Consider the following 19,163-nt stretch of genomic DNA (forward strand, 5'->3'; position numbering starts at 1 on the left):
TGACAATGAAAAGAGGTACAAATCTGTTAAACATATTAATGATTTATTTTAATTACTTGTCTAATAACAAATTACCTAATGCGTCCCATAATTTGTTCAGATCGAGACTAAATTCAATCCCAATTATAGCCTTTGCTTTTACACTCAAATCTGCAGTTTTTGTTTCTGATGTTTTTTGTGTTTTACCTACCGTACGATAATTCTGATCGATAGGAGTACTTTCTGTATTGGTATGTTCTAAAAGTCCCAAAGAAATACTTTGTTGTTCTTCTAATATTTGGTTACCAGACTCCTCTTTTATCTTTTTCTGTACTGAAACACCTACTAAACCAGCTCCAAGTTCTACCCCTTGTTTTGTTTCCGCTTTATCAAAATTACCACCTGGATGGAAAAAAACACCATCTTTGACACCTGCAACATCTTGTGAAATAAGGTTCATATCACCTCCAAGCTTCTTGCTGCCCAACTCCACCTCGCCAGCTACCTGAAGTCCTACACTTGCTACAATACTGACAGCCTTAGCGGTTTCTTTTCCAAATCGTATCCAATGACTCAACTTCTTTGGATCTCGACCATCCGGATCTATATATTTCATTGGATTATTCAAACAATACGCATAAGGCGACCAACTATAATACTTCTCCGCCAGCGGATCCACAGTCATAAACCTACCCAACACCGGATCATAATGTCGTGCCCCATAATCATACAAATTCAATCCACCCTTAGTATCCAGTTCTTTACCATTATACTTATAAGGCTGAGCATCCGTCGCAGCACTTTCTGCAAATGTCATCCCATAAGGATAATAATCATTTGTCTCAACAACAGTACCATCTTGTTTCGACACCACCCGGTTATTACCCAGATGGTCTTTCAAGTAGAAGTAATACTCACCATTCTCGTTGTATCCTCCATCCACCAAAATCCGCTTCAATGTCCCGTTCTCGTAAATCATATTACCTGCATAGTCCGTTGTCGTGGTAGCTCCGTTGATTGTATGCACCGTCTGAAGTTTTCTCCCATCAGCAGCATACATGTAAGAAACAGAGTTGCCATCACCAAAAGTTATCTTACTTGGCAAATTTAAAACATTATATTGGATATCAACAATATTTTTGTTAGAATCTTTAATCAGATTACCATTTGCATCGTAAGCATAGTCGTCACCTGTGTTCGTTCCGTTACGGAAGTCCATAGAACCGGCCATCGTAGAGTTCGTCCCAGTATCATCTGCCCTCATCAATTGATTGCCTCGGTAAGTGAATGTCAAATTATCAATGGCAGTGGCCTGATTACCATTACGTGACAACGTGAGCATATTTCCATGCTTATCATACGAGTAAGAGGTATTGAACTTCGTGCTGCCGACGTTATTCTCCAAATAAGCAGCGTTTGTAAGACGTGACAAGTGGTCGTATGTGAAGTTATAGCCTTTACCGCCCGTCCAGTCCATACCGGAAATATTTCCGTTGTAAGTCGGGGTATTCAGTGTACCATTTTCTCGCTTGTCGTTATAATACAACGTTTGGCTGAATAACGGACTAGTGATGGACTTCGTCCAGTTACGCACATTATACTTATAATCTGTCTTGAACTTGGCATTGCCGTTACGCTTGTCTGTTGCCAGACGCCCCAATTCATCGTAGACATTGTTGACAAGAGTCATCTCCGCTTCCGTGTTAACCTTATGCGTAGTAGTGAGCAATCGCCCTGCATGGTCGTAGTCATATTTATAGATTTCAGTCTGCGGTGCCTTTCCTGCGACTTGATGTACATGCTTACGCTGAATCACATTCCCTACAAAATCATAAGCCAGATATTCCTGGTCAACGCCATCAGCCAGTGGATTGTTGCTCTTGGTTTGAATCACCCGCCCGCGAGTATCATAGTACATCACCGAGTAAAGATAAGCAGATGACGGCGTACCATCTGCATTCATTTGAGCAGTCAACGTGCCGGTGAGCAGACCTTTGACTCCTGTATACCGAGTGCCATAGCCTATCTCTTCGTTGTATTCAGTTCCGGCAGATGGTATCTTCGTTGCCGTTACACCGCGAAAATCATAGTTATCGTAGTAATTGGCAGACAGAATGGTAGGCGAAGCCGAAAAGAATCCGTAGACTCCATCTATATGGATAAAATAGGAATTATATTGACCCACAGAAGAATACACCCCTTTGACGAACTTATTGGTCACGGAGATAGTATCACTACAAATACCCGTGAGCACTACACGGCCGAAGACATCGGGGATTGTAAACAACCATTCTCCCTTCTTACGTTGGATACTGTCCTGGCTAAAAATTAGCCGGTCTGCCTTGTCGTAGACGTAGTATGTCCAACCCGCACTGGGGAGTTTCCTGGCTATCTGGCGATTACGGGTATCGTATATGTATTGATAGGCAAGTTCGTCAAGCTTAGCCTGTGTGATGTCCTCATCCTGGATGCGCGGGGGAAGTACAAAACATTTGTTGCCAAAGTCGTCATACACATAGTAAGTATCATGAGCTACGTTGTCTTTCATTTGGCGGGTGAGTACTATCTGACCCAGTTTGTCCTTAAATTCATAAGTCGTGTTGCCATCTTCATCTTTCACCCCGGTGACATACAGTTGCCCGGTAGCGTAGTTGCCACTCTGGCCTAAGGTCGGGTTTTGCCTGGTGCCACCAACTACATAAAGTTTACAGTTCAAGACAGCATCTCCAAGGAGATTGGTTTTATAGGCTGTTGAGACGGAAGCCCCTTTGTTATACCAGTCCTGCCCCGGGCCATATTGCTCCAGTATCCGGTTCAAAGGAGAAGACTCATATACAGGCATCGAATAAGGATGAGTATCGTTATTGTAAATCCCGGAGGATAAACCCTCAAACTCAGTAGGCGTAAGATACCTCCCGTTTGAGGATGTCGATACCCGGGGAAGCCATTCACAAGAGCGACGACCGAAGCTGTCGTAATCTTGACGGGTCGCAATATCCTTCCCTGAGGGTGATGCACCCAAAAGAATGGAATTGGAAGAACGACCAAGCCCATCAAAGTAGTCTATATTAATGCGGCTATCAGAACCGTCGGTCTTTGTGTAGGTACGAGTCATGATATAGTTATGTTTGCCCATATCCTTATACATATCCTGACCCTTATCTGAATCTTTATCAGGATCTTTATCCGGATGAAGATCATAATAAGTAGTCGATATCTGAGTGACTATATTCATGTTTCTAACTTTTCCTTCGGAAACGATATAGTACGTTCCGGCAGGAAGGTTTTTGACTGTCAATCCCGCCTTGCCATCTTGAGTACTCTGAATGACGTTCTCATCTGCATCCAATAGATAAATAACGGTCGCATTGCTTAAAATGATGTTATTTGTAGATGGATGGTTGGATATGGAGATATCCATTCCGCGGGTAAGTTGCAGTTTATAGAAGATTTCATTAGGAGATAATCCAAAACGATTTTCAGCATTAGTCGTATTGTAAGTTTCAGAAAAAGTTTTAGTTCCTGATACCTTGCCCAAATCAATGCTCCTTTCTTGTGGCTCCAATTCAAAATCTACAGCAAACATTCCATCACGTTCTTGTCCCTCCACCATCAGATAATACTTTCCCCATAGTAGTTTTTCTACAAACAAACTCCCATCTGTTGATGACACGATTACTTTGTTTGAACCATCCAGAAGATACAAATTCACATTACCCAAGTTCGAGGAACGATTCAAGGAAACGGAGAGTTTCATAGGACACCTTAAGTCAAAACTGTAATAAACATCGTTTCGAACAGAATCCCCATGTTCGCTGGAGGTTCTGTGAGAATCGCCTGTAAGTGTTTGCTGAATATTCGTTGATAAAAGACCAAGAGGGACTGTATATCTGCCGGGGAGGCCTACTATTTCCGTCTTCATCATACAATCAATAGCGATACCACCATTATCTACCGGCCCTTCGGCAACCAGATAATAAGTGCCGGTTTTTAAGTATCTGCCTTGTATGGGGGTAGTGAATATAAAATCTTCCACGAGCGGAATGGGTGTCAATTGTCCGGTGCCCGGTTCTTCTTCCAAACAATATAGAACACCTGTAACTTCCTCCAAATTTGTCGTCATTTCAGCCCAAAGAAACATGGGGGTATCCAACGTAAACCGATAGAACACGTCATTGGGAGAGTTTTCCCACGGCCAGTCAGCCGGACGATATCCATCATAAAGTTCACGAGTATCCTTTTCGTCACAGCTGATTTGGAACAGCTCCGAATATCTTCCCAAGTCGATAACCACCTTTTCCGAAGGTTTAGTTTCAATATTCATCGAGATTACCCCGTTTTCCCTTATACCTTCTGCAGCCAGGCAATACATACCGGGAGGTAATATCATGACGTCCAGCTTAGAATTTTGAGAGGATGCAATGAGTTCTCCCTTATCATCAAGCAGAGAAATATTAACACTGTCTGATTCGGCATTTGACAAAGTAACTGAGATATCCATATAACAGTCTAACCCAAAGAAGTAGGCCAGAATATTGTTGCTGCCATCATATTCTTTTGAAGAGTTGCGGGAATCTACGGCAACCGTCAAAGACGTGTTGCCCGGGAGCAAGCGTTGGAAGTTTTGCGGGCTGATTTGTCCGGATGCAACGGAGCTTAGCCAGCAAAGCAAAAAGAGAGTATATAGTTTTATTCGTTTCATAATCTTTCCTGTTTTAATGAGCATAATTATATTCATAAGATTCTATTACGTGTCCGTCGGGATCCTTGATTTTGGCAAGACGTCCGAAGGTATCGTATTCATAGGTAGTGGTCAATCCTGCAGGATCAGTGGATGAAATCACCCCCATCAGCGGTTTATGTGTATAGGTAGTGACCTGCGACTTCGGCAACGCCCGTTGCAAACTGCCATTTTTTAACACCGTCTCGTCCGGCGTCACCCAAGTCGAAAACTCACCTGCAGAAGCTACACCAAAGACAGAACTCAACGCGGCATTCACTTCGTCAAGAGTGGCATTCCAGATTTCTGCAACGAGATATTGCCCACCATATGACCAAAGATATACCATGTTCTCCGCCCCATCTTTCAAAACAGCGACAGGGTTGCCATACATGTCATAGCTCAAATATTTGATGCGGGTATCCGGGGCTGTCTGCCCATTGGCTTGTGTTTGAATCAATTCCGGAGCGAAGAAGGTCGAAATCTTCGTCTCGTCCTCCTCCTCATATCGGGTAGTCCATTTCTTGTATCGGGTCAAATCCTTCTGCAAAAACACGTTGTCCTGATACCGGCTTTTTTCCACGATGGGAGACAGTATATGTTTTGCGACCATCGTCTTGTACGGCTCGGTAGTGGCAAAGTCGGAAGGGTATTTATACGTTGTTTTACGGATACCTCTGCTGGTTGTTGTCTCTTCCGCTGAGAGAAGCATCTGTGCATTATACGTATAAGCCGTGGCTTTTGCTACCGGATTAGATCCAGTAGTATCATAAACCGTCTCTACTTGCTTAGCGGGTAAAAACTTATACACATAGTTCAGATAACAAGCCAAGGAACTGCATGTAAAGGTGATACCGTCAATTTGAACAAAAATGGCACGGACATTATCTTCGCCTTGAGAGCCATACCGATTCCAGGTCGTTTCTTTTTCATACACTGGTTTTCCCGCTGCATTATATTGCAGTTCTTTCATTAGCTTCCCACGTTCAAAGGAACGGGAGTTTGCAGGATTTTGGGGATAAGGCGCTCTATTGTACTGTCCTCCTGCAAGCACTTCATCTGCATACCCATTATCATGGTTGGTAAACGTGTAATGAACATATCCATTGTCACAGCCCTTTGCAGATTGTTTCACACACACATCGGTGTAAGCGATCGCGATGCCGTCATTCCACTGAGTCAGCGGGACCACAGGTGTATTGCGTACGCTGTACATTTGAAGACGTTGCCCGCCGTCATCGGTTATATCTATTGAATACCGATAGAGAGGAGTAGCATTGAGTACTCCTGACGACACGGTCGCAGTAGGGGAAGTACGATAGAAATACTCTTTGGTAAATCCGCCTCCTCTTCCATCGTCTGAGACGATTTTCCATATCCGGACACCTCCGGCCACTCCCTTTGCGGGCGATACTATTCTCCTGTCTTTATTATCAACCGCTTTGGCATAATCATGGCTCTGATACTCAAAGAAAGTAATCCCGCCGGTGGGATAGTGAATGGATGAAAGAATACCATTTTGAGCATATTCTGCATTCGGTTCACGTAAAGAAGGAGTAAAAGATGTTCCAAATCCCCGTCCGTTATCAAAGCCCCAATGGTCAGTAATGCTTTCCAAATAGGGACGCAACCGGTGTCGATTTTTATATTTAAACGAATATCCGTAAGAGGGTACAGGCGGACCATAAGGATTGTCCTTTCCTTGCGTCTCTCCCTTTATCGTCAGGCTATCTAAGAAAAGTCTTTCCGAAGAATTGTCGTTATAGTGAAATTCAACAGTTTTGACTTGACTGGCAGATTCTTGCCGGATGGCTATCACATCGCATTTTAACCAACGAATATTATCCAAAGAATTAGAATAGCCCACGGGAGGAGAAGTAATGCCATTATTCAACCAAGGAATTTGGGAGGTTCGTGACAGCAATGGATACGGATCCTCGGGATGCAGACTATTCTGTTCAAAAATCAAGCGATACTCTTTATCCGGATACACGAGTTCTCTGCTCTCGCTATAAAATAAGGAAAGAACCGTCCCATTGCTACTCCTGATAGTACGAAGATATACGGGAGAAATAAAACTTCCGTTCTGTCGGTAGCCGGACATAGCAGACCAATCTTGTGCCGAACCACCAAACCCGTTAGCACCGAGATATAGATGATTGTCATTCCATTTATACAATTGGCTGATAAAAGGACCGCGTTCATATTCAAAAGAAATTACATCTTCACCATCTGCGGACTCAGCCTTGGTGATGAACCAGGACGTAACACTCATATTATCCTTTGTTGACACTCCTTCAGGGCCATACGAAATAGGGTCGGATATCTCGACAACATCTTTGCCGCCAAAATAATATCGGTTACCTTGTTCATCAGTGATCACAAATTCTCTGATCGACCTGTACAAGGACCCATTGTTAGCAAAATCAAGCTCCGACATTTTCAAATAATTATTGGGGTCAAAAGAAACAGTGAGAAGTCGGTCGCTCTGCACCCGGATATTTCCTTTCTGGTCAAAATAGAATTTACCTGAGATGCCGAAAAAATTGAAAGAAAACTCATCAGGCTCAAATTCATTCCTAAACGGAGAAAAGTACCGCTCATATTCTTCTGACGTTAAATTTGAAGATGGCTTCCAGTCAGACCTGGCAAGCCAGCCATTTTTATTGAGGAAATAACCATATCCTACAGTACCCATGAGGCCTTTGCAATCGTTCTCATCCGGAATACCTCTTACCTCACGAGTTATGGCACCACCGGCAAACAACGTCCATCCCAAGCCGGTAGGTCCGGGATGTAGCTCCGGCCGGATGCCGCTCGCATGATAGCTAAGGGCAACGGGTATAGTAAATGACTTGGTTTTAAATTCATACAAGGGAATAGATATATTAGGTGTCCCTGTAAATTCCGATACCGGAACTTCTCCGTAAAGCCCCAGATTGGAAGCCGTCGGACTCGGCATGCTGGGAAGGGGACTTTGAGCCCGGAGACTTCCTGTTATTGCGCATAACGCGCATAAAATTAATAAGATTACCTTTTTCATGTTAATTCATTTTTGTTTGAATGTTTATTTTGTCATCCCAGGCATGCATTCTTCACTATGCCCGGGATGAGAGTTTTAATTACTTGTTTACTTATTTGCTTTTACAAATTCGTCGCATTCACGCCAAGCGCTCCTGCCAAAGCCGAAACGGCGGCTATCACCACTTTGATAATGACGTCCCATACGGATTTCTTTATTGCCATACTATTTACACCTCCTTTCAGATCGTTAAAGGGTTAATTACTTGCAGACTATCTGTGCTCGTCTATCAGTACTTTCATATCTATCTGCTGTTCTCAAGTCTTGATGATGGCAAAAGTAGAGCGGTAATTCGGAGGAAAGAAAGATTCTCAGATCCCATTCGTGACTGTTCGGAGAAAGTCACGAATTAGAATAATTCAGATGATGCAGAAGCCATTTTGTAGAACTACTTTTGTGCCGGAGCCAAGAGAGTGGCTTCTGGATTTATTTATTCATATAAACTATTTTTTATGTCACTAAGGTACAAAAAGAAGAAAATCGTACTTCGATTCGACAAGGAGAATCCTGTAGAGAAGTATGTGGCAGCCAATGTTCTTGTTGGCAGCATTGGCTACGCAAAGTTGTGTAGTGAAGTAAATCAACGGACAGGCATCCATCGTTCGATAGTGGATGTAGTGCTGGCAGGTGCGCAAGACACAATGATTGCCTATCTTGAAGAGGGTTTCTCGGTGAAATTGGGTGAATTCGGCTCCTTCCGCCCCGCTATCAATGCGGAAGGACAAGATGATGAAAAGGAGGTGACAGCTTCATCCATCATCCGAAGGAGAATTGCCTTCACACCGGGAAGCAAGTTCCAGTCCATGCTGTCCAATGCCGGTATGGAGCTATTTTCTGTTAACGGCGCCGAAAGCGGGGATGAAAACGGTAATGGAGGTACAGTTGATCCGGGTGAGGAAGAGACACCCGACCCTAGTCTCTGACAGGGGGGATCTCTCGTTTTTTAATAATAGGAAGGCAGAAATGTCTTCCTATTTTTTTTGACATTTAACACATTTGAGACGTTTTCACCGTTGGCTAACGATAAATTCGTCATTGGGCAACGGTGTGATTGCGGTTGCCCAACGACGAAAACTTGCCAAACGGTAAAATAAACATATAATTTATAAGGAATATCGACCTAGTTATAAATCCACTCCTTAGATAAGGCTCTAATGATAAGCAAAGTTTGAAAATCATCTGAATATTTTTCTGTTTTTATTAGTCCGATTCATGAATTTCATCTATATTTGTCAATAGTGAATGAGACAGTAAATGTGTAATTTATAGAAAAAACGAGTATGAAAAAACAATATGTCAGCCTGCTTGCTATTATACTTTCGGTAAGCGGCTTTTTGTTTTCTTGTCATGACAAGATGAACAAAAATACAGGTGCGTTGCAGTTCGATAGTATTCAGGTGAACAAGACGGCACACCTGTTCAACGATACAGCCAAACCGGCTTGTAATATTATTATCAATTTCGCCTATCCCGTCAAGTCATCGGATGATATGCTGAAAGACAGTTTGAATGCTTATTTCATTTCCGCCTGTTTCGGCGATAAGTACATCGGGGAAAAACCGGAAGAGGTTATAAAGCAATATACTGAAAATTATATCAGTGAATATCGCCGCGATCTGGAGCCGATGTACACAGAGGATGAAAAAGACAAGGAAGACGAAGCTTCCATCGGTGCCTGGTATTCTTATTATAAGGGTATCGAAAGCCACGTGCAACTGTATGAGAAAGACTTGCTTGTGTATCGTATCGACTATAATGAATACACCGGCGGTGCACACGGCATCTATATGACAACTTATCTGAATATGGATCTTACTCTGATGCGCCCGCTTCGTCTTGATGATATCTTCGTCGGAGATTACAAAGACTCATTGACCGACCTGATCTGGAACCAGCTCATGGCTGATAACAAAGTGACGACTCACGAAGCTTTGGAAGACATGGGATATGCTTCAACCGGTGACATTACCCCGACCGAGAATTTCTATCTAAGTAAAGAGGGCGTTACCTTCTACTATAATGTATATGATATCACTCCCTATTCTATGGGCCCCGTAAAGGTGACAATTCCATTCCCTATGATGGAACATCTTCTCGGCAGCAACCCGATTTTGGGAGAGCTGAAAGATTAAACTTCATAAAAGAACAAAACCCAATGAATATCCTGTTGTTACTACGCCAATAGTAATTATGAAGGATATTCATTTACTATAATTTATAATCCGTAATTTGTAATTAATAAAAGTGGAAATCATACAGAAATACTTCCCTGAACTGACAGAAGAGCAACGCAAACAATTTGCGGCTCTATATGACCTCTATATCGATTGGAATTCGAAAATCAACGTTATTTCACGCAAGGACATCGAAAATTTGTATGAGCACCATGTGCTCCATTCGTTAGGTATTGCCAAAGTAATCCAGTTCCGTCCCGGAACCAGTGTCATGGACTTGGGTACGGGCGGCGGTTTCCCCGGCATTCCATTGGCTATATTATTTCCTGAAACGAAGTTTCATCTCGTGGACAGCATCGGCAAGAAAGTACGTGTAGCGACAGAGATAGCCAATGCCATCGGACTGAAGAATGTCACTTTCCGCCATGCCCGTGCGGAAGAGGAAAAACGTACATTCGACTTTGTTGTCAGCCGTGCCGTGATGCCTTTGACGGATTTGGTCAAGATTATCAAAAAGAATATTTCTTCCAAACAGCAGAACGCGTTGCCCAACGGGCTAATCTGTCTCAAAGGCGGCGAGCTGGAGCATGAGACAATGCCGTTCAAGCACAAGACAATGATTCATAGCTTGAGCGATAACTTCGAAGAAGAATTCTTTGAAACCAAAAAAGTGGTATATGTTCCGATTTAAAGACTATTAGTTCCGAATAAGATTTAATCATAGAAAAGAACCATGAAAATAAAAAGGTTTGAATTTAATATGTTTCCCGTAAATTGCTACGTATTATGGGACGAAACAAAAGAAGCAGTCGTCATTGATCCGGGCTGTTTCTATGAAGAAGAGAAACAAGCACTGAAAAAGTTCATTCTCACGAACGGGCTCACCGTGAAGCATCTTCTGAATACTCACTTACATTTGGATCATATCTTCGGAAATCCTTTCATGCTGAAAGAATTCGGCTTGTCGGCAGAAGCCAACAAAGCTGACGAATACTGGATTGACGAAGCGCCGAAACAAAGCCGGATGTTTGGTTTCCAGTTGCAGGAAGCACCTGTCCCGTTAGGGAAATATCTGCATGATGGTGATATCATCACTTTCGGACACACCCAACTGGAAGCAATCCATGTACCCGGACACTCGCCCGGTAGCCTGGTGTATTATTGCAAAGAAGACAACTGTATGTTCTCCGGCGATGTCCTGTTCCAAGGCAGTATCGGCCGCGCCGACCTTACAGGTGGCAACTTCGACGAACTGATAGAGCATATTTGCAGCCGTCTTTTCGTCCTTCCTAACGAGACAGTCGTTTATCCGGGACATGGTGCTCCCACGACCATCGGAATGGAAAAAGCAGAGAATCCATTTTTCAGATAACACATAAAAATCCCTCATAATATGAAAACCGATTTGTTAGCTAGCCGTCACATCGGCATCAATGAACAAGACACAACCGTGATGCTCCGCAAAATCGGAGTAGAATCACTGGATGAACTTATTGACAAAACAATTCCTGCCAATATCCGGCTGAAAGAACCGTTGGCATTGGCCAGTCCGTTGACGGAATACGAATTTGGAAAACACATTGCCGCATTGGCAAGCAAAAACAAACTGTACACCACCTATATCGGACTGGGTTGGTATAATACAATCACGCCCGCCGTTATCCAACGGAATGTATTCGAGAATCCGGTGTGGTACACTTCTTACACTCCTTATCAGGCGGAAGTGTCTCAAGGACGTCTGGAAGCATTGATGAATTTCCAGACAGCCGTGTGTGACCTCACCGCCATGCCGCTTGCCAACTGTTCATTGCTGGACGAGGGAACCGCCGCAGCCGAAGCTGTCAGCATGATGTATGCCCTGCGCTCCCGTGCCCAACAGAAATCGGGTGCAAACGTTGTCTTTGTAGACGAAAACATTTTCCCGCAAACACTAGCTGTCATGACTACACGTGCCGTGCCGCAAGGTATCGAACTGCGCATAGGTAAATATAAAGATTTCGAACCTTCACCGGAAGTATTCGCCTGCATCCTGCAATATCCTAATTCCAATGGAAGTGTAGAAGACTATGCCGCATTTACAGAAAAAGCACATGCGGCTGATTGCAAAGTGGCTGTTGCCGCCGATATTCTAAGTCTCGCCCTGCTGACTCCTCCGGGAGAATGGGGAGCGGATATCGTATTCGGAACAACTCAACGCCTGGGCACACCGATGTTCTATGGTGGCCCGTCCGCTGCTTACTTCGCCACACGGGATGAATACAAACGGAATATGCCGGGACGTATCATCGGATGGTCGAAAGATAAATACGGCAAGCTCTGTTACCGGATGGCTTTGCAGACACGTGAGCAGCATATCAAGCGTGAAAAAGCGACATCGAATATCTGCACGGCTCAAGCCCTGCTCGCCACAATGGCAGGTTTCTATGCTGTCTATCACGGACAGGAAGGTATTTCAACCATTGCTTCACGCATCCACAGCATCACAGTTTTTCTTGACAAGCAACTGAAGAAATTCGGATATACGCAAGTCAACGCACAATATTTCGATACATTGCGTTTTGAACTGCCCGAACACGTTTCGGCACAGCAGATTCGTACGATTGCACTTAGCAAAGAAGTAAATCTACGTTATTATGAGAATGGGAATGTAGGTTTCAGCATTGACGAAACTACTGATATCGCAGCCGCTAACGTGTTGCTTTCCATCTTTGCCATTGCTGCCGGAAAAGATTATCAGAAAGTAGATGATATTCCAGAAAAAAGCAATATCGACAAGGCGTTGAAGCGTACGTCTCCTTTCCTTACTCACGAAGTATTCAGCAAGTATCACACGGAAACGGAAATGATGCGCTATATCAAGCGTTTGGATCGCAAGGATATTTCGCTGGCTCAATCTATGATTTCCCTTGGTTCTTGTACGATGAAGTTGAATGCCGCTTCGGAGATGTTACCTTTGAGCTGTTCAGGATTCATGGGTATGCATCCGTTGGTTCCCGAAGATCAGGCAGAGGGATATCGTGAATTAATAAAGAATTTAAGTGAAGACTTGAAGATTATCACCGGCTTCGCAGGAGTCAGTTTACAGCCGAATTCGGGTGCTGCCGGAGAATATACCGGTCTTCGCGTGATTCGCGCTTATCTTGAAAGTATCGGTCAGGGACATCGGAACAAAGTTTTGATTCCGGCATCGGCTCACGGAACGAATCCCGCATCGGCTATCCAGGCAGGATTTACGACCGTCACTTGTGCCTGCGACGAGTTGGGAAATGTGGATATGGACGACTTGCGTGCCAAAGCTGAAGAGAATAAGGATGAATTAGCCGCATTAATGATTACCTATCCTTCCACTCACGGCATCTTTGAAACGGAGATAAAGGAGATTTGTGAAATAATTCACGCCTGTGGCGCACAAGTATATATGGATGGCGCCAATATGAATGCACAAGTAGGATTGACCAATCCGGGATTTATCGGTGCGGATGTCTGCCATCTTAATCTTCATAAGACCTTCGCTTCCCCTCACGGTGGTGGCGGCCCGGGAGTAGGCCCTATCTGCGTGGCGGAACACTTGGTGCCCTTCCTGCCCGGACATGGCATCTTCGGCAATTCACAGAATCAGGTTTCTTCCGCCCCGTTCGGCAGCGCAGGTATTTTGCCTATCACATATGGATATATCCGGATGATGGGTACGGAAGGTTTGACACAGGCAACTAAAATTGCCATTCTGAATGCCAATTACCTGGCTGCTTGCCTGAAGGACACTTATGGTGTCGTCTATCGCGGAGCAAATGGCTTTGTAGGACACGAAATGATTTTGGAATGTCGCAAAGTACACGAAGAAACCGGTATTTCGGAGAATGATATTGCAAAGCGTCTGATGGACTACGGTTATCATGCTCCTACCCTATCTTTCCCTGTTCACGGTACACTGATGATTGAACCGACGGAAAGCGAGAGCCTTGCCGAACTGGATAACTTTATAGATGTCATGCTGAATATCTGGAAAGAAATCCAGGAAGTGAAGAACGGCGAAGCGGACAAGAATGACAATGTATTGATTAATGCCCCTCATCCCGAATATGAAGTGGTTAATGACCGTTGGGAACATTCATACACACGTGAAAAGGCAGCTTATCCGATAGCAAGTGTACGTGACAATAAATTCTGGGTAAACGTAGCACGTGTAGATAATACCTTGGGCGACCGCAAACTGTTGCCGACCCGATATGGAACATTCGATTGATTATGTGTCTCTGAGGTAACTTGGAGAACATGACGTTTCATAAAATATAAAGCGGCGTTTTAGGAGTCCTAAAGCGCCGCTTTAAATGTTGTAAAGCACCGCTTTATGAATCGTAAAGCGTTGCTTCAAAATAATAAGTCGGCTGATATTCTCTATTTGACAATCGTCACCATACCCGCTTTCACTTTCTTCTCTTTCATCGGAATCTTTGGGTCAGCATATCCCAAAGCTACGCAACCATACACCTTATGATTTTCCGGTACTCCAAGTGAAGTAATAAATTCGCGGACTTCAGGATCGTCACACGTTGTACCTAACTGATTAATCCAACAAGAACCGATTCCCAAAGACCGGGCGGCAAGGAACATATTCTCAATTGCACAGGCACAATCCATACCTGCCCACCATTGGGTGGGTTCATTAGATACAATCACCAAAGCCGGAGCATGATAATAACAACAATAAGTCTTGCTATGACCACGTTCCTGCAAACGGGTATCATCACTTTTTGCGAAAGCTCCCTTAATGCGTTCATTCAGTTCCGACAGTTTGCCGGTATTCTGAATAGCCGTGAAATGCCATGTTTCCAAATGCATTCCACTCGGAGCATAAGTCGCCGCTTCCAAAATCGCCTGCAAATCTTCTTCTGAAACTTGCTGATTCGTATAGGCCCGTACACTACGACGCGCTTTGATGTTTTCTAAAATCTCATTTGTTTTCATACTATGTTTTAAACTTATCTTGTTTAGAACCTATCTTTTAACCAGACCAATCTTCGCATTCAGTTTGAAGTAATATACTCCGTTCTCCCTTTCCAGGAATCCGTATTTATCCTTATCCAAAGAACCTTTCTCCAGCCGGGTATTCAGGAACAAGAAGTCTTCCATCACTTGTTTCTCCGACTTATGATAACAGAGTACATTGCCGTTACCATCCACCAATAGTATACCTTCTACTGCCGAATCCTGTCCGTTATAGATTTTCGCAGGACGCATACCCAATGCCAGTGCCATCAAGAACTGCTTCATCTTAAATTCATAGAACTTATGCTTGTTTATCAGTTCGTCTTTAATCTTCAACGGGTTTATCTGTTTGATAATCTCCGTCAGTTCACTGATACGGGATATACCATCCAGATGCATGATACGCACCATTTCCGTCAATACTCGCGGGAAATGCAAGTCAATCATCAACAGATTGCTACGGAATACACGGTCGGCCACATCCGAATATTTGAGTACACCACCCAAACGTTCAATCATCATCATTCGCTCGGCTACCTCATTAGGAGATTCAGGCAAAGCATTAATCTTGTTCACTGTCGGAGTGGCAAATTTAATTCCACTCTGCTCCAACTTAAGATTTGCGGCACGTCCGCCATCCAACAACGGATTCATTGCACTCAATCGGGAACGGACATTAAATCCTCTCAACGGTGCTTCCGGATGCCAAAAGGCGACAGAGAAGTCTGTACGGTCTTCCGTCTTTGCTTCCAAATCGAAGATACCCGCTTCGTCCAAAAACTCTTCCACTCCGTCCGGTGAGGTAACGTCATTCTCCGAAGAAGATTTAACGGCCTGTAATATCAATTCGGCCACAATGCCGAAATCCTCGCGAGGCATGGACTTAATCCCTGTTTCTCCTTCGATGCGAATCGTTTCTTCTTCAATATAATACCGGCGTGTTCCGTCATGTTCTTCCCGTTGAATCATTGCCACAGGCCAGGAAATCTCTCCTGCTTTCGCCTCTGCCGTACCTAATACAACCTTCCCGTCCGCCAACAGGCGGAAGAAAGTATATAGTTCACACCACTCTTTTTTAGTTGCTTCAAATGCCATATATCTTGTTCTTCTTTATTTTACTAATGATGTTTTATAAATGCATTGCTTTTATTGACTGATAACCCGTGGCAACTCCATAGACGAAATAAAAGGGGGAACTACATAAGTCACCTCTTCCAATGGCGGCAATTTTCCCACTTGTGCAAAGAGCGGATTACGTATCCATTCTTTGGGGGTAACCACGATAAAACGCCCTGTCCAGCAGCCATCAAAATAAGAGGGATTACCCGTTTGTTTCTTTATGGGATAGCAGATATTCTCACCTTTACTCCGCATCTCCGGCGAACGGCCGGGATCATTCACCCACACATGTTTATCATCAATGCCGCGAAGTACCATCCAATGCCCCCTCGGCCCGGGACGCAAGCCACGCACTGCGCCTGTATATCTTACATTCACCAACACAGGAATACCACGGTCAATATAATCTTTCAATATCCGGTAATCTTTCTTTTGGAAATGCTCGGCACTTACCATATTTTCGTAATAACGGGCCAGTGAATCTATCTCGAAAGAATAATAACCACCCTGCCCTATCGAAGTACGCCGACGGAAAGGAGCATGCTTTTTCAGGAAGTAGTTCCGTTGATATTCTACCAGTTTCTTTTCCGCATCTTGAGCCGACCGTTGTTTTTCGGTCGTCATCCCTTTAAAATAGTCGAATACCATCAAAGAGGAAGCCAGGGAACAATGCGAATAAGGACATCCCGTGATTTTCTGCGAATACCAGGGAACGGGAATGTTATTAGGAGCTAGCTTCTGCGCTTCCTGAGGCTTCTGCGTCTCCTGAATCTTCCGAGTCTCCTGAGTCGTTCGAGTCTCCTGAATCATTTGAGTCTCCTGTGCACAAACAATCCGAGCACTCCCCCATGCAAGGAAACTTAAAAGCAGAATATAAAATATGCAGTATTTCTTTCTCATTCAAATTCAATCTAATCGACCTGTTCCAACTATCACTACTTTCTACACGTCAGTTCTCTTCATCATCAAGAATCCGCGCTGTCTCCACCTTTTCCAGTCGTGCACGTAGTTTCGGCATCATCGAACGGCGAATCCGCAGTGTCATGCTGCAATCCATGTCATACGACTGGTTGAGAATCTCCGGTTCTTCTTCTTTTACAATGCGCATGATGTCATTCATAAAAGGATATTCGAACATGACCGTCACATCATCATCTACCGTTTTCTCTATAATCGTAGCGGCAGCGATAGCTTCGGCAGCAGCAGCCTTATAAGCAACAATCAATCCACTGGTTCCTAACTTGATTCCACCGAAATAACGGACTACGATAATCAGAATATCCGTCAGTTCATTGGAATTAATCTGTCCGAGAATAGGCTTGCCTGCCGTGCCGGAAGGTTCTCCGTTGTCATTGGCACGAAAATCCTTGCGTGCCGCACCCAACATATAAGCATAACATACATGCCGGGCATCATAATACTTCTTCTGATACGTTTCAAGATGTACCTTTATCTCGTCGATAGTACGCACAGGAAGGGCGATAGCAATGAACTTGCTTCGCTTTTCTGTATAAATACCTTCGGAAGGTTCTGTGATGGTTTTATAAGTATCTTCAGCAGTCATGGTGCAAAGATACGGCTTTATTGAGAAAATTCAATCTATCATTTGGAAATATTAAGTGATGTTCATTCATCAATATGCGGTCGAATTGATGCAAACGAGCGGTCGTTTCAGTATAAATGAACGGTCGTTTTACTACAAACAAACGGTTATTCCATTACAAACGAACGGTCGAACTGCTACAATCGGTTGTATGATTGTAACGGTTCGACCGCTTGATTTTATTAAATAAGATTTATTCCTTAATCCAACTTATGAATAACCAATCCTGAGCGAAGTTTAGGTTCAAACCAGGTGGTCTTGGGCGGCATGATATTACCTGTATCCGCAATATCCATCAGTTGCTTCATAGACACAGGATAAAGTGCCAGAGCTACTTTCATTTCACCGCTATCCACACGTTTCTTGAGTTCGCCCAATCCACGGATACCGCCAACAAAGTCGATACGCTTATCCGAACGCAAGTCTTTTATTCCCAGGATTTCATCTAAAATCAGATTAGAAGAAATGGTAACATCAAGTACACCGATAGGGTCATTATCATTGTATGTTCCGGCTTTGGCAGTCAGGCTGTACCATTTATCATTCAAGTAAAGAGAGAAGTTATGCAAACCGGATGGTTTGTAAATATCCGCACCTTTCTCTTCTACGACAAAGTTCTTTTCCAATGCAGCAAGGAACTGTTCGGGAGTCAATCCGTTGAGGTCTTTCACTACACGGTTGTAATCAATGATAGTCAGTTGATTGGCGGGGAAGCAAACGGCCATGAAGTAATTATATTCTTCATCACCGCGATGATTCGGGTTCTGCTTCGCTTTCTCTGCCCCTACCAATGCGGCAGCAGCGGAACGGTGATGCCCGTCGGCGATATACAGAGCCGGCATCTTCGCAAATTCAGCCGTAATGACAGCAATATCCTCGTCCTGGTCAACAATCCAAAAAGTATGGCCGAAACCATCACCCGGAGCGATAAAGTCATAGACAGGCTTTTCCGCAGTATATTTTTTGATAATGGCATCCAACTTATCGTTATCAGGATAAGCGAAGAAAACAGGCTCGATATTCGCATTATTCACACGGACATGCTTCATACGGTCTTCTTCCTTGTCACGACGGGTAAGTTCGTGCTTCTTGATAACTCCATTCATATAATCGGGAACATAAGCACCGACAACCAGTCCGTACTGTGTTTTCCCGTTCATCGTTTGGGCGTAGATATAATAGTTTTCCTTCGTATCCTGCACCAGCCAGCCTTTGTCCTGAAACGCCTGGAAGTTCTCGGCAGCCTTGGCATACACCGGCTCGTCATGTTCGTCCGTGCCAACGGGAAAATCAATTTCAGGTTTAATGATATGATAAAGAGACTTTTCGTTACCTTCCGCTTCAAGGCGGGCTTCTTCTGAATTCAAGACATCATAAGGACGTGAAGCAACCTGTTCCACCAACTCTTGCGGTGGACGAATGCCCTTAAAAGGTTTAATTATTGCCATGATATTAGTATTTAATATGTAAAAAATTAAAGCCACAGACTTATTGAAAATC

Annotated in this window: 13 protein-coding genes; 5 read left to right on the plus strand and 8 right to left on the minus strand. The window is 43.8% G+C overall.

Features of this window, described 5'->3' with window-relative positions:
• Positions 1-52: 52 nt before the first annotated feature.
• The 3 genes from AB5443_RS00110 to AB5443_RS00120 all read right to left on the minus strand — a co-directional run bounded on the left by AB5443_RS00110 (position 53) and on the right by AB5443_RS00120 (position 7,939).
• Complete coding sequence (locus AB5443_RS00110) at positions 53-4,681, minus strand: RHS repeat domain-containing protein (protein WP_277133335.1); 4,629 nt, start codon at positions 4,679-4,681, stop codon at positions 53-55.
• 13 nt (positions 4,682-4,694) lie between these two features.
• On the minus strand, positions 4,695-7,742 hold the full coding sequence (locus AB5443_RS00115) for an RHS repeat protein (protein WP_277133337.1): 3,048 nt from the start codon (positions 7,740-7,742) through the stop codon (positions 4,695-4,697).
• 101 nt (positions 7,743-7,843) lie between these two features.
• On the minus strand, positions 7,844-7,939 hold the full coding sequence (locus AB5443_RS00120; protein WP_277133519.1) for a smalltalk protein: 96 nt from the start codon (positions 7,937-7,939) through the stop codon (positions 7,844-7,846).
• 294 nt (positions 7,940-8,233) lie between these two features.
• Here AB5443_RS00120 and AB5443_RS00125 point away from each other — a divergent pair, with 294 nt between their 5' ends.
• From AB5443_RS00125 to gcvP, 5 genes are all read left to right on the plus strand, one after another.
• On the plus strand, positions 8,234-8,704 hold the full coding sequence (locus AB5443_RS00125; protein ID WP_277133339.1) for an HU family DNA-binding protein: 471 nt from the start codon (positions 8,234-8,236) through the stop codon (positions 8,702-8,704).
• Positions 8,705-9,061: 357 nt separating this feature from the next.
• On the plus strand, positions 9,062-9,913 hold the full coding sequence (locus AB5443_RS00130) for a DUF3298 and DUF4163 domain-containing protein (RefSeq protein WP_277133341.1): 852 nt from the start codon (positions 9,062-9,064) through the stop codon (positions 9,911-9,913).
• Positions 9,914-10,025: 112 nt separating this feature from the next.
• Positions 10,026-10,646 carry a 16S rRNA (guanine(527)-N(7))-methyltransferase RsmG gene (rsmG, locus tag AB5443_RS00135; protein ID WP_073345022.1) on the plus strand — a complete coding sequence of 207 codons (621 nt, stop codon included), beginning with the start codon at positions 10,026-10,028 and terminating at the stop codon, positions 10,644-10,646.
• 42 nt (positions 10,647-10,688) lie between these two features.
• Positions 10,689-11,327, plus strand: a complete 639-nt coding sequence (locus tag AB5443_RS00140; RefSeq protein ID WP_044655322.1) for an MBL fold metallo-hydrolase — start codon at positions 10,689-10,691, stop codon at positions 11,325-11,327.
• A 21-nt stretch (positions 11,328-11,348) separates the two neighbouring features.
• A complete protein-coding gene (gene gcvP / locus AB5443_RS00145; RefSeq protein ID WP_368113564.1) occupies positions 11,349-14,198 on the plus strand; it encodes an aminomethyl-transferring glycine dehydrogenase in 2,850 nt (949 codons plus the stop codon).
• 152 nt (positions 14,199-14,350) lie between these two features.
• Here gcvP and AB5443_RS00150 read toward each other — a convergent pair whose 3' ends face one another.
• The 5 genes from AB5443_RS00150 to AB5443_RS00170 form a co-directional block, all read right to left on the minus strand.
• Positions 14,351-14,920, minus strand: coding sequence for a nitroreductase family protein (locus tag AB5443_RS00150; protein WP_368113566.1), 570 nt, complete (start codon positions 14,918-14,920; stop codon positions 14,351-14,353).
• 30 nt (positions 14,921-14,950) lie between these two features.
• Complete coding sequence (locus AB5443_RS00155; protein ID WP_368113567.1) at positions 14,951-16,036, minus strand: HpaII family restriction endonuclease; 1,086 nt, start codon at positions 16,034-16,036, stop codon at positions 14,951-14,953.
• A 51-nt stretch (positions 16,037-16,087) separates the two neighbouring features.
• Entirely contained in the window at positions 16,088-16,870 is a 783-nt protein-coding gene (locus AB5443_RS00160) for a C39 family peptidase (protein WP_368113573.1), read from the minus strand.
• A gap of 139 nt (positions 16,871-17,009) precedes the next feature.
• Positions 17,010-17,624, minus strand: a complete 615-nt coding sequence (locus AB5443_RS00165; RefSeq protein ID WP_022139805.1) for a YigZ family protein — start codon at positions 17,622-17,624, stop codon at positions 17,010-17,012.
• A 239-nt stretch (positions 17,625-17,863) separates the two neighbouring features.
• A complete protein-coding gene (locus tag AB5443_RS00170; RefSeq protein ID WP_022139806.1) occupies positions 17,864-19,111 on the minus strand; it encodes a DUF1015 domain-containing protein in 1,248 nt (415 codons plus the stop codon).
• Positions 19,112-19,163 lie beyond the last annotated feature (52 nt).

Source organism: Bacteroides sp. RTP21281st1_H5_RTP21281_210402 (assembly GCF_040918965.1).
GTDB lineage: Bacteria > Bacteroidota > Bacteroidia > Bacteroidales > Bacteroidaceae > Bacteroides > Bacteroides congonensis.